This window comes from Pseudoalteromonas sp. A757 (assembly GCF_004103285.1).
Classification (GTDB): domain Bacteria; phylum Pseudomonadota; class Gammaproteobacteria; order Enterobacterales; family Alteromonadaceae; genus Pseudoalteromonas; species Pseudoalteromonas galatheae.
On the sequence record NZ_QNQN01000059.1, the window covers coordinates 48,266 to 67,505 of the forward strand.

At 43.7% G+C, this 19,240-nt stretch carries 20 protein-coding genes; 12 read left to right on the forward strand and 8 right to left on the reverse strand.

All coding sequences use genetic code 11. From position 1 onward, the window contains the following. Positions 1-60 precede the first annotated feature (60 nt). The 3 genes from DRB05_RS04850 to DRB05_RS04860 form a co-directional block, all read right to left on the reverse strand. Positions 61-627, reverse strand: coding sequence for a hypothetical protein (locus tag DRB05_RS04850; protein ID WP_128725926.1), 567 nt, complete (start codon positions 625-627; stop codon positions 61-63). 128 nt (positions 628-755) lie between these two features. Beyond that, positions 756-1,004: a hypothetical protein gene (locus tag DRB05_RS04855; RefSeq protein ID WP_010370628.1), complete on the reverse strand. Its 249-nt coding sequence runs from the start codon at positions 1,002-1,004 to the stop codon at positions 756-758. A gap of 345 nt (positions 1,005-1,349) precedes the next feature. Next, the gene (locus DRB05_RS04860; protein WP_128725978.1) at positions 1,350-1,853 is read right to left on the reverse strand and encodes an N-acetyltransferase; all 504 of its coding nucleotides are present in this window, start codon (positions 1,851-1,853) and stop codon (positions 1,350-1,352) included. 264 nt (positions 1,854-2,117) lie between these two features. Here DRB05_RS04860 and DRB05_RS04865 point away from each other — a divergent pair, with 264 nt between their 5' ends. The 5 genes from DRB05_RS04865 to DRB05_RS04885 all read left to right on the forward strand — a co-directional run bounded on the left by DRB05_RS04865 (position 2,118) and on the right by DRB05_RS04885 (position 9,514). Beyond that, a complete protein-coding gene (locus tag DRB05_RS04865; protein WP_128725927.1) occupies positions 2,118-4,388 on the forward strand; it encodes a TonB-dependent receptor in 2,271 nt (756 codons plus the stop codon). A 2-nt stretch (positions 4,389-4,390) separates the two neighbouring features. Continuing rightward, positions 4,391-5,341, forward strand: coding sequence for an alpha/beta hydrolase (locus DRB05_RS04870; protein ID WP_128725928.1), 951 nt, complete (start codon positions 4,391-4,393; stop codon positions 5,339-5,341). Between the two features lie 9 nt (positions 5,342-5,350). After that, positions 5,351-6,592, forward strand: a complete 1,242-nt coding sequence (locus tag DRB05_RS04875; RefSeq protein ID WP_128725929.1) for a lipase — start codon at positions 5,351-5,353, stop codon at positions 6,590-6,592. A gap of 121 nt (positions 6,593-6,713) precedes the next feature. Further along, positions 6,714-7,730, forward strand: a complete 1,017-nt coding sequence (locus DRB05_RS04880) for a helix-turn-helix transcriptional regulator (protein ID WP_128725930.1) — start codon at positions 6,714-6,716, stop codon at positions 7,728-7,730. Positions 7,731-7,858: 128 nt separating this feature from the next. Further along, on the forward strand, positions 7,859-9,514 hold the full coding sequence (locus tag DRB05_RS04885; RefSeq protein ID WP_128725931.1) for a Na/Pi symporter: 1,656 nt from the start codon (positions 7,859-7,861) through the stop codon (positions 9,512-9,514). 24 nt (positions 9,515-9,538) lie between these two features. Here DRB05_RS04885 and DRB05_RS04890 read toward each other — a convergent pair whose 3' ends face one another. Further along, positions 9,539-10,207, reverse strand: a complete 669-nt coding sequence (locus DRB05_RS04890; protein WP_162847781.1) for a hypothetical protein — start codon at positions 10,205-10,207, stop codon at positions 9,539-9,541. A gap of 201 nt (positions 10,208-10,408) precedes the next feature. On the opposite strand from DRB05_RS04890, the gene DRB05_RS04895 reads away from it, so the two are divergent. Further along, a complete protein-coding gene (locus DRB05_RS04895) occupies positions 10,409-11,587 on the forward strand; it encodes an acyltransferase family protein (protein WP_128725932.1) in 1,179 nt (392 codons plus the stop codon). A 58-nt stretch (positions 11,588-11,645) separates the two neighbouring features. Here DRB05_RS04895 and DRB05_RS04900 read toward each other — a convergent pair whose 3' ends face one another. Genes DRB05_RS04900 through DRB05_RS04910 form a run of 3 tightly spaced genes read right to left on the reverse strand, consistent with a single transcriptional unit; the run spans position 11,646 to position 14,057 of the window. Continuing rightward, entirely contained in the window at positions 11,646-12,254 is a 609-nt protein-coding gene (locus DRB05_RS04900; protein ID WP_128725933.1) for a glutathione S-transferase family protein, read from the reverse strand. Between the two features lie 24 nt (positions 12,255-12,278). Then, a complete protein-coding gene (locus DRB05_RS04905; protein ID WP_128725934.1) occupies positions 12,279-13,340 on the reverse strand; it encodes an NADP-dependent oxidoreductase in 1,062 nt (353 codons plus the stop codon). A gap of 24 nt (positions 13,341-13,364) precedes the next feature. Beyond that, complete coding sequence (locus DRB05_RS04910; protein WP_128725935.1) at positions 13,365-14,057, reverse strand: type 1 glutamine amidotransferase domain-containing protein; 693 nt, start codon at positions 14,055-14,057, stop codon at positions 13,365-13,367. A 158-nt stretch (positions 14,058-14,215) separates the two neighbouring features. Between DRB05_RS04910 and DRB05_RS04915 the strand changes: the two genes are divergently transcribed. Further along, the gene (locus DRB05_RS04915) at positions 14,216-15,121 is read left to right on the forward strand and encodes a LysR family transcriptional regulator (protein WP_128725936.1); all 906 of its coding nucleotides are present in this window, start codon (positions 14,216-14,218) and stop codon (positions 15,119-15,121) included. A 24-nt stretch (positions 15,122-15,145) separates the two neighbouring features. Here the strand turns inward: DRB05_RS04915 and DRB05_RS04920 are convergent, their stop codons facing one another. Further along, positions 15,146-15,715: a hypothetical protein gene (locus DRB05_RS04920; protein WP_128725937.1), complete on the reverse strand. Its 570-nt coding sequence runs from the start codon at positions 15,713-15,715 to the stop codon at positions 15,146-15,148. Positions 15,716-15,751: 36 nt separating this feature from the next. Here DRB05_RS04920 and DRB05_RS04925 point away from each other — a divergent pair, with 36 nt between their 5' ends. From DRB05_RS04925 to DRB05_RS04945, 5 genes are all read left to right on the forward strand, one after another. Continuing rightward, positions 15,752-16,189, forward strand: a complete 438-nt coding sequence (locus tag DRB05_RS04925; protein WP_240036205.1) for a hypothetical protein — start codon at positions 15,752-15,754, stop codon at positions 16,187-16,189. Between the two features lie 191 nt (positions 16,190-16,380). Beyond that, on the forward strand, positions 16,381-16,689 hold the full coding sequence (locus tag DRB05_RS04930; RefSeq protein ID WP_128725938.1) for a hypothetical protein: 309 nt from the start codon (positions 16,381-16,383) through the stop codon (positions 16,687-16,689). A 181-nt stretch (positions 16,690-16,870) separates the two neighbouring features. Further along, positions 16,871-17,653 carry an ion transporter gene (locus DRB05_RS04935; RefSeq protein WP_128725939.1) on the forward strand — a complete coding sequence of 261 codons (783 nt, stop codon included), beginning with the start codon at positions 16,871-16,873 and terminating at the stop codon, positions 17,651-17,653. 235 nt (positions 17,654-17,888) lie between these two features. Then, positions 17,889-18,656 (forward strand): hypothetical protein, encoded by a 768-nt coding sequence (locus tag DRB05_RS04940; protein WP_128725940.1) that lies wholly within the window; start codon positions 17,889-17,891, stop codon positions 18,654-18,656. A 238-nt stretch (positions 18,657-18,894) separates the two neighbouring features. Continuing rightward, a complete protein-coding gene (locus DRB05_RS04945) occupies positions 18,895-19,209 on the forward strand; it encodes a DUF6172 family protein (protein ID WP_010370561.1) in 315 nt (104 codons plus the stop codon). Positions 19,210-19,240: the final 31 nt, after the last annotated feature.

Consider the following 19,240-nt stretch of genomic DNA (forward strand, 5'->3'; position numbering starts at 1 on the left):
GATAACGGTTAAATTATTAGCGCTGGCTAATCAGAGGCAATTAAGCGTTAGATTTCTATATTAAGCACCTAATGCCGTTAGCTTTTCTTTTAATTCTTCTTTATTGATTAGGCCCATTTCGTGTTGCTTTTTGGTTTTACGAATTTCATCGAAATTGTCTAGTTTCAAACGTGCTTTAGCCAGCTTAGTATCAAACTCATCTTGTGAGATTACATCAAGTTTTAGCGCTTTTTCTAGCTTCTCTTTTTCACCATCAAACTCTTTTTGAAAAACCGCTTTTTCCTGGATAACAATCTGATCTTTCAGTTGCTTCTCAATAGCGATAACTTCGGCTTCCAGCTCGTCTTTACGCTTAATTAACGGGTCGATACGCTCGATAGTGTCTTGTAATACCGCTTCAAGGTTTGCACCATCATTTTTGATTAAATTTTCAATGTACTTACGACCAATGTCTTGGTACGCAATATTAAGTTGACCATCAATTGAGGCGATATCCGATTTCAAACCTGCAAGCTTTGCATTGTCTTTCGTTGAAGACACAATATCACCACCTAGTTTACTGGTAGATTCACCAATACTACTACCAATAGATTGCGCTTGAGTTTTAAATTTATTTAATAGACTCATGGTTATTTTTCCTTAAATAGATTGAGATTTTCAATGTATATAATATCTAACACGTTAATAAACCAGATAAATATATTTCAGGTAGATTAAGTGATGCTTGTTAAGCCCAGAGTATCTCGACTTAGCTTTTAAGACACTCGTTTCTTACGCTTCGACATAATGCGCTTAGTGCCACTCCACGCCATCCAACAGCCGAATAACACGGCTCCCACGACCAAAGAGTAAATAGCAAAAGAAGCGACTTTAATAATAAAAATGACGAGCAAGGTGATGAACAGAACAACAAACAACAGAAGCTTTGGTGATTTAGCTAATTGCTTGGCAATAAAAGAAGGTAAAAACGCACTTAATATGCGCTCCAATCTTTGAGCATTCATAACACTAGTATCCTTGTGTTTAAGTGAGATTATTTTTAAACGGACGATAGGTTATCAACTTTATTTCTACCTGCCAAATTAATTATTGGTTAATTATCAAACTGAACAATTCCAACCTGCGAACCAGTTACTAAGTGTAATCTACGGCAGAAATAAAAATTAAAACCATTACTTACAAAAAGTTATCATTTTAAAAAGTGCTACACCTTAAAATTTTAATACCTTTTTTATCAACAATTGAAACTAACCAATTGTTAGTACCCAAAACAATACTGCTTTATTTGAGTAAACCTAGATAGTGCCTTCTAGATTTAGGTCAACACTTTTCCAAGATTGTACATGGCTTCATCCAAATGCAGGATCGAAACCAACTTCTCCACTAGGGATACTTTCACACCAGCTGTTAATCATAAAATATTCTGCAGGTATCCCTGAAAATGTAACCCTTGGGGAGTGATTAAACCCAAAGCGTGAGTAATACTCAGGCTCGCCAATCAGCACAACGCCGTCTACCTCTCGCTGTTTTAGTATCTCTACCTCTCGGTTAATTAGCAGACTTCCTATACCTTTTCCCTGCACTTTTGGGGCAACGGATAGCGGTGCTAGTGCTAACAACTTACTGGCTTTTCCATTGATTGTTATTGGAGAAAAGGCAATATGGCCAACAACGCTTTCTCCATCTTCAGCAACCAAAGATAGCGCTAAACGCTCTGTATTTCTTAACTTTTCAACTATCAGGTGCTCCGTCGGCTTTGCTCCTAGTTCATGATGTGGATGATTTTCAAAAGCTAAGTACGTAAGTGAGCGAATGGCTTCATAATCTTGTGTGTTTTCTGGTCTAATGTTCATCATCACCTCTTTAATTTGGTTATAAAAAACGGATAGCCATTTAGACCTAATTAATTGTCATAGATATCAATTGCATCTTTTAAATCTGAAAGAACAGTAGTGTCAAGTGTGCCAACTTGGCTCAGACAGCGTATTTGGGCAACAGGTTATTTACTCTACCCTGAGCTAATTTGCTCATCAAGTTGACTGTTTTTGTCCTAGCTATTAAATTTTCTTCATTCCTATACTGAAGAACATAATAATAACGACGAAAGGTTACTCAGCATGATTGCAGCAACTCAATCACATAGAGTCAGCTCAACCAAAGGTATGCCACTGCATACCTTGTCACTTCTGATAGCGGCAGTATTATCAGGCCATAGTTATGCCGAAGCGGAGTCCACGCTAAGCGCTGAGCAAAGCAAAAAAATTGAGCGGATCAGTGTTACCGCAACGCGGCAAACCGAAAATCTACAAGATGTCGCGCTTGCAGTGACCGCCCTCTCCGCCTCAGAGCTTGAGAAGATGAACGTACAAGATCTCGGAGACTTGGCATCTCACGTTCCGAACCTTAACCTGCACTCAGGTGATGCTTCCAACGCCGTCATTTATATTCGCGGAGTTGGCCAAATTGACTCTATCTCCTTTAATGACCCCGGCGTTGGTGTGTATCTCGACGACGTATATCTTGGGCGCGTTCAAGGTGCCTTTTTAGATGTTGTCGACCCTGAGCAAATCGAGGTATTACGTGGTCCACAAGGCACCCTTTACGGTCGCAATACCATAGGTGGCGCGGTGCGTTTCAGTAGTGCCAAACCTTCGCAAGATAACGAAGGATATGTCAGCGTGGCGCTTGGAAATTATAATGCTCGGACGATAAAAGCTAGCGTCAACGGCGCATTGATTGAAGACACGCTCTCTGGGCGATTTGCGATTGCCAAAAGTAGCCGAGATGGCTTTAGTGAGAATCGCTATAACAATAGTGACGACCATGACAAAGATACCCTAGCGTGGCGCGGCAGCTTACTTTATCAACCAAGTGAGAATTTTTCGGCCTATTTAGTCGTCGATGGTTCGAACGCATCTCCCTCAAGCTCACGCACCCCACATCGAGAAACGCCTATCTATTCTGTGATAAAAGAAGGCTACTATGCACCCGAGGAAGACCCTTTTGTCGTCGACGTTAACTACAATGATTTAGAAGAGCTCGATACCTCGGGAGCGAGCTTAACGCTTGAATATCTCACGGGACACTCGGTATTTAAATCCATCACTGCTCGACGCGAAATGGAATACCGCACACACTTAGACTTAGATGCCACCCCTGATGCATCATTTGGTATTTTTAATTTCGAAGATCAACAGCAGATAAGCCAAGAGTTTCAATGGTTATACAAAGACGACAAATTCTCTTTGGTATCTGGGCTCTATTACTTTAATGAGGATGATCTGAGTTTTGGCGGCTCCGTTGCTCCGGACTTTTTCGTTATGGTGTCACCAGACGTTTACCTGCCTTGGCCTGTGATTAACGCAGGAGAACGCGACCAAGAAAATACCAGCTCAGCCCTCTACGCTAACCTCTCTTGGTCTTTGACTGAAAAGCTCGACGTCACGCTTGGCGCACGCTACACCATTGAGAAAAAAGAAGTCACATCCAAAGGCGAGGAGTTTTTTGGCACCGGTGTAACAACAGCAGAGGAAATGGAGGCGGTATTCGGCACAGGCATTGGCTATAGCCCTACAGGCTACAGCGCATCCAAGGAGTGGAAAGAGTTTACCCCAAAAGTGGTATTCGATTACAGCATCTCTGATGACAGCATGGTTTACCTGAGCGCTGGAAAAGGGTTTAAAAGTGGCGGTTTTAACGGCCGGATCACCTCATTTGCACAACCTTTTGAGCCAGAAACCTTGTGGAGCTATGAAATTGGCTCTAAGTCTTTATTGAATAAGCAGAATATTCGCTTAAATACCGCAGCTTTTTTCAATGACTACAAAAACTTTCAGCTCAGCCGCTTTTCTATCGACCCCGACACCGGCGCGTTTTTATCACTGTTTGAAAATGCAGGTAAAGCCACTATTTATGGCGCAGAAATGGAGCTCGAAGCCGTGGCTTCCGATAACCTCACACTGAACCTCAACCTGGGCTATTTAGGGGGCGGTTATGATGAGCTCATCGGCGACTTTGGTAAAGAAGTCAGCGATGAAAGGGAGCTGGTTAATTCACCCAAATGGAATGGCCGCGCAGGCTTTGAATACTTCTTTAGCACCTTTACACAAGGTGAATTTTCACTACGTGCTAGTGCCGCCTATCGCAGTAAAACCTATCTTACCGTGAGCAGCTCAGAGGTACTTGCACAGTCTGGCTACACCCTCTTTGATATGTCACTACACTACCGTTCCGCGGACGACAGTTGGGAAGCAAGTTTATACGGCAAAAACTTAGGCGATAAACGCTATCGCCAACATGGTTTCGATCTTAGCGCAGCACCTGGGGTTCAACTTGGTTATTACGGCGCGCCTAGAACGTACGGTCTCAACCTTAAATATAAGTTTTAATTATGAAATTAGACAAACAAACACAAGCATTGTTAGACGATCTCGCGGCTCAAGCTGGCGACATTCATGACATCGAAATCTCCATAGAGACCTCACGACAAGGCGCAAGAGCGATGTTTTTGGGGCTCGCGGGAGAGGTTGACGCACAAGTAAGTAGCCAAGACCTACACATTGAACACAATGGTATTCACGTGGGCGTTCGCTGTTACCGCCCAGCGCAGTCTTTGGCAAGCCCCAGTCCTGCGGTGGTGTTTGTCCACGGCGGTGGTTGGTCTTTAGGAGATGTCGACTGCTATGACGGACTGGTAAAAGACTTATGCCAGCAATCCGGAGTCGTTTTTTTCAGCGTCGAATACAGCCTTGCGCCTGAGCATAAATTCCCATGCGCCCTGCAACAAGTAATCGCTGTAGTGGATTGGCTGCAAGAAAACCACCAGCGGTTGGAGCTAGACCCTAACAAAATTTCACTGATGGGTGACAGTGCGGGTGGCAACTTAGCGCTTGTTGCAGCGCATAACATACATCAACAACAGCCAAGCACCCTAAGTAACTTATACCTAGTTTACCCGGTAGTTGACTCTTTTTCTCCCCATGAAACCTATCCGTCACGCATGCAGTATGGCGATGGAAACTTGTTGCTAACCAGAGACGCAATAAAAGACACCTGCGACTGGTATTTAGCACCCGAACAAAGTGCGGCGGACGTCAATGTCTCGCCATTATTTATTGAAGACATGACGCACCTTCCTACCACCAGTGTGTTACTTGCCGGCTGCGACCCACTTTACGATGAGGGAATACTGCTCGCTAAAAAACTAAAGCAAGCGGGTGTGCTTAATACTTTAACCTGCTTTGAAAATACCATACATGCGTTTTTCTCCTTTGCCGTGCTCGACGTCTGCAAGCTCGCGCGCAGTAATATCGCCAATCAGTTAAAACATGACTTGACCTAGGATAAGAATATGAAAAACACAAACACGGCGTTGCGCACTCATACTTATGGTTTGCTCGTTTTTATCTCACTTGCAGCAAGTGGTTTAGCGCACGCTTCAGCGACACTTGAAGCCACCTATACCTCAGGTATTAATAATGGCTGGCAAAAAGTTGAAAGGTGGCGAGATAACTCAGGGCATATTGGCAATGAAAGCTTTCCTGCCGACGGCCGTGGCGATCAATCAGGTCAGCGCGCTACTTTCTTTGCATCTAGCCAACCAAGCTCTGCGCAGTTTCTGCTTTATCATGCGCCGGGTTGGGATAGTAACAGCCGCCAAACACCGGTGTTGCTGATCCACGGTGCCAATCAAGATGCCGATTTGGCTTGGGCAAATCCAAACGAGGCCGGTAGTTACGGCTGTGGTCGACAAAACTGCCCTTCGCAAGGCTTAATGCAAGCGCTTGCCAATGATAATTATAAAGTTTTTGCCTTAAATCTGGCGCATAAAAATGACGATGGCTTTATCTGGGCGGAGCAGATAGCCAATGCCATCGCTCTGGTTAAAAATAAGACGGGTGCAACGCAAGTCGATTTAGTCACTTGGTCAAAAAGCGCGTTTAATGCCCGTATGTATATTTCTTCTTTGACCAATGCTTGGAGCACTAAATTCAACAGTGACGTACGCAAACTGGTGATGCTCGGTGCCCCCAACAACGGCATTGATTGGTCATTTCGTCACGGTGTTAATCATACCTATGGTGCTTATTCGCAATGTGGCGGCAGCATAAATGGGCCTACTGCGCATGATCAGATATTATGTTTTGGCCTATGGTATTCAAGTTCTGAGTGGGTTTACGACTCGTCTTACTTTCCCGGCTCTGCGCAGATGCTAAAAGCACTAGATGATAAATATGCACTACCCACCACAGAGCAAGATTGGTATACCACTTACTACGGTGGCTTAGGGTTTGTGAGCAAAGGCCGAGGTATCGCAGCGTTTACGGTCAACTCACTAGTAGACCAAGTTCGTAGCACTGGCACCGACAGCAGCGTTCAAGTTTATAATCTTTGTGGCGATCAGGCCGATATGGCATTTATTCACAATGAGCATACCGGCCCTTCCGATGGCGTTGTATTTATCAGTAGCTGCATCGACAGCACGGGAATAAGTAACTTGGCGGGCTCCGCGGTTGTGACCACCAACCACCTAGAGCTTGGCTGGGAACCCAGTGCAATCAACCAAATCAAAAATTGGTTAAGTGCTCCCTAGCAGCCCCCTCTGCGGGTGGTGACAAAATACTGCACTAAAGTTGCAACGCAAAACTATTGCTATCTTGAGTTGATGTTGATTAACTGAATTGTTGAGAGTGACAGGATGAGCTTACGTATTTATGTCAAACACCGCCATTGCACCTTGCTACGTGCAATTGATGCAGCACACACTCACCGCAGCAAAACTGGAATTTGCTGCGGTCGCGCAGTATTTGGCTATCAATAAAGCCATTGACGCCCTAGATGCCATTGAGTTTATGCGCGTGATGGAACACTGTGCTGTCGAGCTCAATGACGAAAGCCTAAACCTTAACCGTAAAAAGCTTCTGCCTGGCACCAACGAATTTGTATTCAATAGTCTGCGCCATTGCCGTACCATTACTCAGCTATTACAAGAGCTTGCCCGTGGCTATAACTTTATCCATGCGGGAACTTACAATTTTTGTGAGGTATCTCACACTCAAGTGAGTTACATAATTGATGATGCAGCCTTTGACTACGCCACGGCCGCTGACGCACAATTTTCTCGCTGTATGTTAGATAGCATGCTGGTATTGATCCACGGCTTGGTAAAATACGTGTGCGCCGAAACCACCCAAGTTCAACTCACACAAGTACAGACCAAAAGTGACTCAAGCTCGCTGCTAAATTCGGTTATCACCCACATTCCCATTAAACCCTTAAGTAATCGCTACTTACTCACCTATCAATACCAAGAAACGAATCAATCATTAGATTTAGCGAAGCTAGAGCATCTTACGCTCAGCACCATTTACCATTCACTAGCAAACACGCTCCATCACCAGCAGTCGATTAACGACCATGCTAACTTGCTTGATAGAGTCTATAGTGAACTTAACGCGGGAATATTATGCCAAGAACAAATAGCCGACAAGCTCAATATCAGTCCAGCAACATTAAGACGAAGGCTCGCTGAGTATCAAACCAATTTTAGGCAACTAAAAAACAACGTACAGAACAAGCAAGCCAAACTGCGACTCACTCAAGGTAGTAGTTTGTATGAGGTGGCGCACACGCTGCAGTTTTCAGATGAGCGTAGCTTTATTCGTGCGTTTAAGTCGTGGAACGGCGTAACGCCCATGCAATTTCTGAAAGATCTGAGCTCAAAATCCTAGCGACTTAATTTTGTTCAGAGCTGCTAATTACAACTTATGTAAAAGTTGACGTTAAACAAAGCAACGCACAACAAAAGTGATATTGTGCAACAAGCAAACAGAGTAAAAATGTAATACGTGGAAGGGATATGGAAACACTTCAACTTGCAGGAACGCTACTCGGCGGTTTGGGGATATTTTTAGTTGCGATAAGCATGATGACAGACGGCCTAAAATTAGCAGCCGGTTCGTCGCTGCGTCGAGTACTTGGAGTGTGGACCAAAACCCCTCAGCGCGGTATTGCTTCTGGCTTTTGCATGACAGCCTTAGTGCAATCATCCAGCGCGGTTACTGTGGCCTCTTTGGGCTTTGTGAATGCGGGTCTTATCAGCATGCATCAGGCGCTTGGTATCGTCTATGGCGCCAATGTTGGCACCACCATCACTGGCTGGTTAGTGGCCGCGGTTGGATTTAAATTTAATATCCAAGCTATCGCACTCCCCTTGATTGGTATTGGCGCCTTGATGAAGTTGCTACTACCTCGCTCACGACTAGCGTCAGCAGGCATGGCCTTGGTTGGTTTTGGGCTATTTTTTATCGGCATTGATATTCTCAAAGGCGCGTTTGAGCATATTGTCGCTGCTTTTGATTTAAGCCAGTTTACCGCAGAGGGAATAAGCGGCATGTTGACCTTTTTGCTGGTGGGCATGGTGATGACAACCCTCACTCAATCTTCCAGTGCTTCCATCGCCTTGACCATTACCGCCGCTGCTAGTGGTATGATTGGATTATATGCCGCAGGCGCGATGGTTATCGGCGCAAACGTCGGTACCACATCAACATCTATTTTGGCATCCATTGGCGCAACAGCTAATGCCAAACGCGTCGCGGCGGCTCAGGTGATATTTAATGTGTTCACCGCGGTCGTCGCTTTCGCGGTATTACCTGTGCTGTTTTATCTCATCAACTATTTTACCGCGCTTTTCGGCGTCACTGCTGATCCCGCCTTGTCATTGGCACTTTTTCATACTTTGTTTAATATTTTGGGTGTGCTACTCATCTTTCCACTTAATGACAGGCTCGCTGGCTTTTTAATGAAACGCTTTTGCAGTGCCGAGGAAACGGCTTCAAGACCACGCTTTTTGGATAATACCATCGCTCAAACGCCTGAACTTGCAATCAATGCTTTATTGCTTGAGTCCAAACTCGTTGCAGATAAGGTGTTAGCCCAGTTTGATAAATGCCTACTCCCGACCGATAAACTCGCGATTGAACAGGCACTCCATGCAATCCAATCACTGTGTCAGCAGATTAGCCTTTTTATTGTGTCGGTAGAGCAATCAGCATTATCACCCCAGACCACCTCATTACTCGCTAAACTCATGCGTATTGAGCAGTATTTGTCTACATGTAGCCATTGTGTAGAGCAGTTAAGGGAACACGCTCCATATAAGCAACTCGCAGAACACCATGACTTGCATGCACAATTGAATGAATACCAAGCCCAGCTTAGCCACTTTATGAAAACCAGTTTACATGAGCAAAGCATAACACCTGCAGAACTATCGTCGGCGCAAGAGGCATTGCAACGTTTACATGACGATGTGAAAGATGACTTAATTCTAGCAGGTACTCACGCGTCACTAGCGATAGATAAGATGGTAAGCAATATCAATACACTGTCGGAAATGTGGCAACTTTCACAACAGTGGCATAAAGCGATGTTGCTGATCCACGCCATTGAAGCGCAGCTGGAGCCGCCTCAATCAAGTATTCAAAGCAGTGAACACAGCACCACAGCTTAACGCTGTGGTGTGATACTTTTAGTATTATTCGATAAAACTGAGTTCTTGAGATTCTAGCGAAAACTGTTCGCCGGTATCCAGTGAAATTTCAATATAAAATACATGGTTCTGCTTATAGGTGGGCTCACTATTCAGTGCAAACTGGATAAATTTGCTGGCTCTTTTCTCTTCAATATTTAAAAACTCGGATATTGAAAAGTAGTCTTTTTCGCCATTATCCAGCCCACGATAATCAACCTGATTTGAGTAATCAGAACCAATATAGACAATGTCAAACACCTCATTTAAGCTTGAACCTGCAGGTAACTCGTCACTAAACGCAGCGCTAGAGGTTATGTTTATATCCGTAATTTTTTCATCGGTATACGGAGGAACAGGTGAACAGGCATAAGCGGTGCTAATTAAAGAGAACTTAAAGCTCGGTGCGCTTAATTGCGCTACAGACTGCGTATCAGCTTTAAGTTGAAATACGAGTGTTTGATACGAAATAGGTTCAACGCCATCATACTCAGTGTCAACCCATTCATCCACCTTATCAGCGCTAAATTCGCCGAGGGTAAAGCCAGTTATATCAAACCTTGAGTTACCAACACCACCACATTGCCCCCCGCCATGTGGACCACTACTGTCGCTATTACACCCCACTAACCCTATCGCTAATACTGCGCTTACAAATATCAATTTTGTTTTCATTCTGGCTCCGTTTCCAGCGAGATAAAGTCTCTATTTTGAGTCCAAATCAGGGTAAAAATAAAGTCGATCATCTACTTTATTTGTTATTAAATGTTTTCGTAACAACGATTCAGTCTAAAGAGTTCGCTTTTCTTCAATATTTTATTGGGCAAGAAAATATAGTATAACCAACTGACAAGTATCTAGTACAGGGACAGCGAAATGCACAGTAACGCGCGCTTTCATTATATTGATAATATGCGAGGCTTAGCACTATTGCTTGGCGTTGTTTTTCATGCGGCCTTGGCGCACGGCCCTTATTTTCATAACCTTTGGATCAGTGTCGATCCAAACAAAAATGTCTTTTTTAACTACCTCGCCATGTGGACGCACCTATTCAGGATGCCACTATTTTTTATCATCGCCGGCTTTTGTGCCGCCCTGCTTATTCAAAAACGAGGTGGTAACGCTTATATTCAAAACAGGTTAAAACGGCTACTCATTCCCTTTATTATTTTTCTACCGCTCACCTTGTTGGTGTTATTACATGCGATGCATTGGGGCAGCAGCGTTGCCAGCGCCCCACCACCGTTATTTGATGTTATGCAGCAGATAAAAGAGCCTCAGGTGACAAGTATGCATCTATGGTTTTTATGGTATTTAAGCCAGTTCTGTGTGTTATTTTGGCTGCTACACAAGTTTCCACAGTTTTATCAACACATCCTTGATACCGTTGTTAAACCAATCTTTTTATGTGCCGTGTTACCGCTTATTGTCATCGTATCTATGGTCAATTTGATGGTGCCATTTCCAGCTCCTGATAAACTGCAACCTCATTGGTGGGCTTACGGGTTTTATGGCTCTTTGTTTTTGTTGGGTGCAGGACTATTTCATCATCATGGAGTGGTAACTCGCTACTCAAAGCAATTCAACTGGTTATTAATTATTGCCTGCACTTCATTGGTTGCATACTTTTACTTTTTGCCGCCACCACCGTCGCTTGAAAAAGTTATAATCGCGGTTAAAACAGGCGACGCAGCGCCTGAAAAAATCAATTTGATCAGCGTTGTAGTTCAAACCATCGCCATCCTCAGCTGGACAGCTGTCGCTTACTTAGCGGGGTTCAAATGGTTGAGTCGATTTAACAAACAAAGTCGCTATATCTCAGATGCCTCCTATTGGATTTATCTCATCCATATTCCTGTACTTATGTATATTCAATTTCCTCTTACGAACATGGAGGTATCTGCCTTCATCAAGTTTATTATTGCTTTATCTCTGACGGTGACGGTAGGCATTATTAGCTACCATTATTTGGTTAGAAATACGGTGATTGGTATTTTATTAAACGGCAGAAAAGCCAAGCCAAAAAATGAAAAAGCAGGCATATTGACGGAGTGATCTGTAGTAGAAGGAATCGTATGCAAAAGCCAGAGCAAAGCTCTGGCTTTTAAAAACGCTAACCATAGCTTCGTGCAGCTTGATATGCACCGCGAGCTTGCACTTTTTCAAGATAAGCTTTGATATTGCCACGCGTTGTGAGCAAACCGACTTTATCTGCAATTTCTAGCATCACCGTCATCATAATATCTGCGGCGGTAAAGTCGTTGCCAGCAAAATAGCTTTGCTTAGCAAGTGTGGCATCTATGTAAGAAAAGTCGACATTTACTTCTTTAGCAATATAGCCATCCATTGGTTTATCGCCTGTACGCTGCTCCATCTTCATCATCAAAGACGCGATCACCGGCAGCGCCAATGACCCCTCAGCAAAGTGCAACCATTCTTGATATTGATAGTACTCAGGTGTCCCCACATCTGGTCGCAAACTACTTTTTTCCGCCTTATCTAGCAGATATTCCATGATGGCTCCAGACTCACATAAGACTAGGCTGTCATCGACCAACACGGGGGCTTTTCCAAGTGGATGCACCTTTTTAAGACTTTCAGGCGCAAGGCGCGTTTCAGAGTTTCGCTCGTGCTCCACAAGCTCATAAGGCATGTTGAGTTCATGTAAAAGCCAAAGCACTCTTGTCGAGCGTGACTCGTTTAAGTGGTGAACAGTTAACATCGATTTATCCTTCCTAAAATTTAGTTATACCAGCTCGTCTGGACCTAAACGCACAACAAGCTTGCCAAAGTTTTTACCCTCTAGTAAGCCAATGAACGCCTCAACAGCATTATCCATACCCTCAACTAGATGCTCTTTGTATTTAATCTTGCCCGCGTTTAACCATGGTTGCATCGCTTCGCTAAACTCGTTGTATCTATGCCCATAATCATCGAATACAATAAAGCCTTGCATTTTCACTCGCTTAGTAAGCAGTGTCGCCATCAACATAGACATACGATCAGGTCCTGGTGGCAATTCAGTGGCATTATACTGAGAGATCAACCCACAAAGTGGGATCCGAGCACTTGAGTTAAGCAGTGGCATAACCGCATCGAACACCTTACCACCCACATTTTCAAAATAGACGTCGATACCAGATGGGCAAGCCTGAGCTAACTGCTCTGCGAGATCATCCTTACGATGATCAAGGCAGACATCAAAACCAAGTGCCTCAGTAGCGTAACTGCACTTTTCAGCGCCACCAGCAATACCTATTACTCTACAGCCTTGCAGTTTTGCTATTTGTCCAACAAGGCTCCCTACAGCACCTGTTGCTGCAGCAACCACTACAGTTTCTCCAGCTTTTGGCTGGCCGATATCCATCAATCCCATGTAGGCAGTAAGGCCTGGCATCCCTAAAACGCCCAAGCTATATGATGGGTTGGGTAAATTGTTATCTAACTTAAGTAAGCCCGTGCCATCCGAAACGCTATAGTCCTGCCAGCCACTCATCGCGAGTACCCAGTCACCTTGGGTAAATTTAGGGTTATTCGATTCTTCGACTCGGCATACCGTACCACCCACCATCACTTCGCCGATAGCAACCGGATCTGCATAGGATTTTGCGTCGCTCATACGGCCACGCATGTAAGGATCTAACGACAAAAAGACGGTACGAAGAAGCACCTCTCCCTCTTTTAGCGTTGGGATCTGTGCTTCTTCATAATTGAAATTTTCTTGCGTTGGTGCACCATGTGGGCGCGACGCCAAGGTAATGCGACGATTCGTTTGTGCGTTTTGAGCTTGGTTTATTGCGTTACTCATGATTTATTCCTTTTGATAAGCAGGTTACAGCTGGTTTAGGTACGTCAGCATTTTCTCAGCGACAAGTTCAGAGCTTGCTGGATTTTGTCCTGTAAACAGTAAGCCATCTCTAATGGCAAACACATTCCAGTCATCCACTTTTTGGAAATCTGCACCTCGTTTAACCAGCTCATCTTCTAATAAAAATGGCACGACATCAGTTAGCCCGACGGCCTCTTCTTCACTATTCGTAAAACCAGACACCACTTTACCTTTTACCAGATACTCACCCGATGTAGCTTTTACATCCATCAGCACAGCGGTTGCATGGCATACCGCACCAACTGGTTTATCTGCAGCTAAAAAGGAACTGATCAATTGGATTGAATTGGTATCTGTTGCTAAATCCCATAGAGGTCCGTGACCGCCTGGGTAAAATACGGCGTCAAAATCTGCCGCGTTCACCTCTGCTAGCGGCAGCGTATTTGCCACCAGTTCCTGCGTTTTTTGATCATCAAAATACCGTTTAGTACTGTCGGTTTGGAAATCAGGCTGTTCGCTTTTTGGGTCAATTGGCGGCTGACCACCTTTTGGTGAAGCAAGCGTTACTTCTACCCCTGCATCCACAAAGGCATAGTAAGGTGCAGCAAACTCTTCAATCCAAAACCCTGTCTTCTCACCTGTGTTGCCTAGTTCTGCATGTGACGTTAGCACCATTAAAATTTTCTTTGCTGTCATCAAAATTACCTCTCATTCTTTGTTCAAACTTCAGACTATTTAGCCTGCGGATAAATATAAAAGTATGAGCTTAAGACTAGTTAAACAATGCAGACAAAAGCTAACTCTTTGTTCAAACAATTGATACAATGAATTTATCAAAGTCGATGGAGTAGTGCGTGGATATTTCGTTTGAGCAACTCAAAAGCATGGTTGTCTTTGCCCAAGTTATCGAGCAAGGCACTTTAAGTGGTGCCGCTAGGCATTTAAATTTGTCTCGCGCAGTGGTGAGCTACCATGTTAAAAAACTGGAATCACAGTTAGGCATAAAATTGCTCAATCGCTCGACTCGCACCATTTCACTTACAGAGGCTGGTCGCGAATACTACCAGCGCTGCCGTGTGATTGCAGAGCAAGCCTTTGCCGCAAACCAGCAAATTGAGAATTTAAAGAAAGAGCCTATCGGTCTAATAAAGCTTACCTGCCCTGTTAATGTTGGCTTGCAAACCATAGTGCCTGCACTCAATGAATTTAGAGCTATGTATCCTAAGATCCAGCTCGATATCATGCTCACAGATGAAGTCGTCAATATCATCAAAGAAGGCATTGATCTGGCCATTCGAGGCGCCCCACTTCCCGATTCAGGTTTGCAAGCCAGTAAACTTTCGGTGCTAGAAACCTGTCTGTGCGCATCGCCAGATTATTTGCAAAAGTATGGCGTCCCCAAACACCCCACCGATCTCTACCAGCATCAATGGGTGATTTACAAGCTGACATCGGGGGCGCTCACATTGAGTAAAGGGGCTAGGGCCTATAGCATCACGATGAAAGGCGATATAAGCACCAACAATGCAGCGGCACGCACCGCTTTTGTGGAGGGTGGTCATGGTCTTGGACGAATTCCAACTTACGACGCGTTACCAAAAATACAAGCCGGAACTTTGGTTCCTGTATTAGAAGATTACACACTGCCAGACATACATGTTTATGGCGTTTTCCCTGAAGGCAATGCCAATTCTAAAAAAGTTCGCTTACTGCTCGATTTTTTAAAAGGGTATTTTCAGCGTCAATTGGTTGAAGCGTAAGCCTCAACCCATTGCATGTTTAGCCTAGTAACTTTCAGCGGGTTTAAGTCCGTAGCGCTTTCCCAATTTCGTGAGCCTGGGCTCTGCTACGCTTGGTTTTACCGTCAATACTTGGATAGGTAAATCATCTCCAACCTGCAACTTGTCATAAAAATCTTTGTTATCCAGAATAAACTCATCTTCACGGCTGCCCTGAAATTGATAGCTGTACTCAACGAAATAGAAAGTCTCCTGATGCTCCACTTCCCGGTCATACTCGTCTCGGTGAACATAAGTGTTAGATTCAATTCTTTTGTTAGTGATGGTGCCGAAAAGGTGTTTACCAAACTCTTTCGTCAATTCTTTTTCGTAGTAGTAGCGAATACTTGATGGCAGGGAAAAAGCGTACATTCCAAGAGGTATCAAGATAAATATAGCACCAAAAATAACAGCCCCAATACCTTCACCGTATTGCTCAGTTACCCCAATGTAAATGGCGAATCCACCAACAATACAAAACGGAATGCCAATGGAGATAAGGCCCAAATGCTTGCCAATTGCAGCAAACAAAAACTTCAGCTTTGTAGAAAGTGATAACGATTTTTCCTTGGTCATAACAGATTATGCTCCTTGCATAAGATTTACACAGCCATGATAATAAAATATTTAGCACTTATAGCAACGATCAGCATAAGTAATTTAGCGGCTGCACAAGGCGAAGTAGCAGCAAAGTGGCAACTGGGACAATACGCTGTATCCATTGGTGAAAAATGTGTCATTACCGTTTCAACCCCTGCCTCTAAGGAGATAATAGCAAACGGTTTCAATAACGATAAAGCCTGTAAAGTCGCCTATCTAGCCCAAACCAATATTCCCAACGCTTACGTGATAGGCGGTGGACATATTCTTATCGTCGAACAGCAAACTATCCAATCAAAAAGCTGCAGACGTGTATCAAAAGCGCTTTATTTACCAACCGATGGTCAAGCCGCATTGAGCACCGCTCAAATAGAAAGCGGCAACTGCGACGGCCATATAGAGCCAAACGGAGCGATGTATTTAATTTCATCTCTACAAAACCCAATTTAAAAGATCTACAGCACAGAAGTAATCCAACTACCGCTACCAAAACTTGCGCTGTCAGCACAGGAATTCGAAAAAAGCGGCTCAAAGTGAATTGAAAAAGCAATTCACTTTGAGCGTGCAACCACCAACAAAGTTGTTGATAGCCCAAAAGCTTGGGTATAATTAGGCTTTTGGCCTCTTACATCCATAGCATTATGAAAAAGCTCTCAAAAGTACAAGAAAAACAGCAAGCTTTGGTACTCACCATTGCAGACAAACTCGAAGAACAAGCTCGTGCAGAAATTCCCGGCATGGTGCAATGTTGGTTTGATGTGGAATATCACTTGTTCCCCGGCTCATTAATACTCTTTTTCCAATTTGAGAATGAACAGGCATTGGAAGTCGCAAAGCCGGATCTTCTAAAATGGCAAAAGCGTTTAAGCGCCGCCATGCTGAAAAAAGGAGTGATTTTAAAAGATATGCGTAAACATCTTACCTATACCCTACTCGGGCCTGAGGATTAGTTTATAAAGCAAAGATTTCAATAACTCACCAAAGCAGCTAACTTAATCTACTGCTGCGGTTTTTAGAACAATTGTATCGTGTTTTGGTTATTTTAATCTTGAAAAACCATGATTTGCCCTACATTATGGCGTACTTATTTTAGCTATTCGTTTTAGATACATGACACCACCAAACAACGTAATGTCAAAACTAACTGCACTCGTAGAGGCTAAACTGTTTCAGAACTTTCTGATTGCAGTAATTTTGTTTAATGCTGTGACACTGGGCCTAGAAACGACTCAGTTTGGCAAAAACAATGCAGCTCTACTGCACAAGATTGACTTTGTCATATTGATGATTTTTACCCTTGAACTCTTGTTGAAGCTGATTGTTTATCGTCTGAAATTTTTCAAGTCCGGTTGGAACATCTTTGACTTCGTTATTGTCGCTATCTCATGGGCACCTTCAACTGGAGCCTTGTCGGTGCTACGGGCGTTTAGAATTTTAAGGGTCTTAAGACTATTTTCTGTTGTTCCTCAGATGCGTCGGGTTATTGGTGCCCTTGGACACTCACTACCGGGTATGGCTTCAGTAATTGGCGTACTTGGCATTGTGTTTTATGTGTCTGCAGTACTCACAACAAAATTATTTGGCCAACACCCAGATCCCAACATGCAAGAGTGGTTTGGCTCCATTGGCGCCTCAGCTTACACACTGTTTCAGGTAATGACGCTAGAGAGCTGGTCAATGGGAATTGTCCGTCCGACTATGGAACTATTTCCGCAGTCTTGGTTGTTCTTTGTACCCTTTATCATTATCACCAGCTTTGCGGTACTTAATCTTTTTATCGGTATTATCGTCGATGCGATGCAAGTAATGCATGAAGAAGAGCAAGGCAAACCTGATCAAGTTTTAGCGACCAAAGAAGATATTTTGCGGGTTGAAGAGAAGCTCAATGAGCTTTTAAAAAGCAAAAACCGCTAGCGTCTAGAATAGCGCAGAAAACGCAGTTGATTTACGTTTTCTGCGCGCCTATTACATCAGAGCAGCCGTTTTGCTACAGCATCATTCAGGCATATATCCAATCCCACCTACAATGATCAACACACCATTAAGCCATTTGATAATATCGCTATGTATACTTCTAATAGTTGGAGAATTTACTCAATTGGTATAAGCTGCCAGAGTTCCAGATAAACCCGAAAAAGAGGAATATACCTTGGATAAAAGAATTGAGCCTGAGCTACCAAGTATTACGCCCGATTTAGATCAGGTTGAAGCGTTTAAAGACTCTCTCAATCAAGCGAATAATAAGGTATCTACGTCGAACACCTCCTCCGAATCAAAAGCAATAAAAACCCAAAAAACAGGTGTCATAAACTGGATAAGCATTGCTGCCATTATTGCTCTGGCCGCATCAGTATTTGGGCTATATGGGCAGCTTTCAGCAACACAAACGCAATTACTCGAATCAACAAAACGCATTGCCGAGCTTGAGCATACCCTCACTGCCACAGATGAAGAGATGGATTTGTCTGCAGGTGCAATGCAAGCAAAGTTGAACACACTTACCGAGCGCACAGACGAGCTTTGGTCACAGATGGATAAACTGTGGGCGTCAGCGTGGCGACGAAACCAATCAGAAATCAAAAAGCTTGAGGAACAAGCAAGTAATAATGCTAAAAGCCAAACCAGTACAACTACTAGGGTGGAAGCACTATCTCAGAGCCAAACGGAGCTTGCTTTAAAACTCTCGCTACTAGAAGAGCAACAGCAAGCAGCTAACGTACTCAAAAACCAAATTGCCGCAATTAATGATGACGTTGATCAGTTAAAGTCTCAAACGCAAAGCCGAGACTCAAAACAAATTGAGATCGGAGGAAGCCTTGCCCAAATAGAAATGACGCAAACTGCACTGGCAGAAAAGCTAGAGCGCTTGGAGCGTAGATTGGCGGCCACGACCGTAACGCAACCTAGCACGAATTAACCCGTCATAATCAACAACTACTTTAGTAATATGAGTTGGCTGCGAACTCACGCAACCAACTCAGCTTTTATTCTCTTCGGCATTCACAAAGTCCCTCGCCAGCTCATAAAATATAACGTAAAATACTCTACTACATTTCTGTATTTATTCGAGTGTAAGCTTTACGCTTAAATCAATACACATTACCTACTCAGGCATACTGTTTTGCCGATTGAGTATTTTTTGCTTGAAGGCAACTATGAAAAAGACATTTGAACTAATTCACCCGAAAATCAAACTTGAAAGACGCGTTGATGCGGTTAAGCATGAGCTTAAAAAATACCTAAAGCGCGAGCGCAACAAAACTCTGCCTGCAGGCGCTGATTATTGGGATTTTGATTGTAAGTTTGGTAATACAGAAGCAGAAGCCGAGCCGGTGCACCTATCACAACTAAACAAATTGATTGATAAAACGCAAACTGAAAACCTCACTTCCTTTTATGTTGAGATTTTAGCAAAGCCAGGCTATAGAAAATCAAACGATTTATCTGACGATGAGTTAGAAGACTACTAAACCCACTTCTGAAGGTCGAGCTTTAGCTCGA

What these genes read in the sequence shown, in the direction of transcription:
- DRB05_RS04850 (WP_128725926.1), bottom strand. Translation starts at nt 627, where the DNA reads ATGAGTCTATTAAATAAATTTAAAACTCAAGCGCAATCTATTGGTAGT.
- DRB05_RS04855 (WP_010370628.1), bottom strand. Translation starts at nt 1,004, where the DNA reads ATGAATGCTCAAAGATTGGAGCGCATATTAAGTGCGTTTTTACCTTCT.
- DRB05_RS04860 (WP_128725978.1), bottom strand. Translation starts at nt 1,853, where the DNA reads ATGAACATTAGACCAGAAAACACACAAGATTATGAAGCCATTCGCTCA.
- DRB05_RS04865 (WP_128725927.1), top strand. Translation starts at nt 2,118, where the DNA reads ATGATTGCAGCAACTCAATCACATAGAGTCAGCTCAACCAAAGGTATG.
- DRB05_RS04870 (WP_128725928.1), top strand. Translation starts at nt 4,391, where the DNA reads ATGAAATTAGACAAACAAACACAAGCATTGTTAGACGATCTCGCGGCT.
- DRB05_RS04875 (WP_128725929.1), top strand. Translation starts at nt 5,351, where the DNA reads ATGAAAAACACAAACACGGCGTTGCGCACTCATACTTATGGTTTGCTC.
- DRB05_RS04880 (WP_128725930.1), top strand. Translation starts at nt 6,714, where the DNA reads ATGTCAAACACCGCCATTGCACCTTGCTACGTGCAATTGATGCAGCAC.
- DRB05_RS04885 (WP_128725931.1), top strand. Translation starts at nt 7,859, where the DNA reads ATGGAAACACTTCAACTTGCAGGAACGCTACTCGGCGGTTTGGGGATA.
- DRB05_RS04890 (WP_162847781.1), bottom strand. Translation starts at nt 10,207, where the DNA reads ATGAAAACAAAATTGATATTTGTAAGCGCAGTATTAGCGATAGGGTTA.
- DRB05_RS04895 (WP_128725932.1), top strand. Translation starts at nt 10,409, where the DNA reads ATGCACAGTAACGCGCGCTTTCATTATATTGATAATATGCGAGGCTTA.
- DRB05_RS04900 (WP_128725933.1), bottom strand. Translation starts at nt 12,254, where the DNA reads ATGTTAACTGTTCACCACTTAAACGAGTCACGCTCGACAAGAGTGCTT.
- DRB05_RS04905 (WP_128725934.1), bottom strand. Translation starts at nt 13,340, where the DNA reads ATGAGTAACGCAATAAACCAAGCTCAAAACGCACAAACGAATCGTCGC.
- DRB05_RS04910 (WP_128725935.1), bottom strand. Translation starts at nt 14,057, where the DNA reads ATGACAGCAAAGAAAATTTTAATGGTGCTAACGTCACATGCAGAACTA.
- DRB05_RS04920 (WP_128725937.1), bottom strand. Translation starts at nt 15,715, where the DNA reads ATGACCAAGGAAAAATCGTTATCACTTTCTACAAAGCTGAAGTTTTTG.
- DRB05_RS04925 (WP_240036205.1), top strand. Translation starts at nt 15,752, where the DNA reads ATGATAATAAAATATTTAGCACTTATAGCAACGATCAGCATAAGTAAT.
- DRB05_RS04930 (WP_128725938.1), top strand. Translation starts at nt 16,381, where the DNA reads ATGAAAAAGCTCTCAAAAGTACAAGAAAAACAGCAAGCTTTGGTACTC.
- DRB05_RS04935 (WP_128725939.1), top strand. Translation starts at nt 16,871, where the DNA reads ATGTCAAAACTAACTGCACTCGTAGAGGCTAAACTGTTTCAGAACTTT.
- DRB05_RS04945 (WP_010370561.1), top strand. Translation starts at nt 18,895, where the DNA reads ATGAAAAAGACATTTGAACTAATTCACCCGAAAATCAAACTTGAAAGA.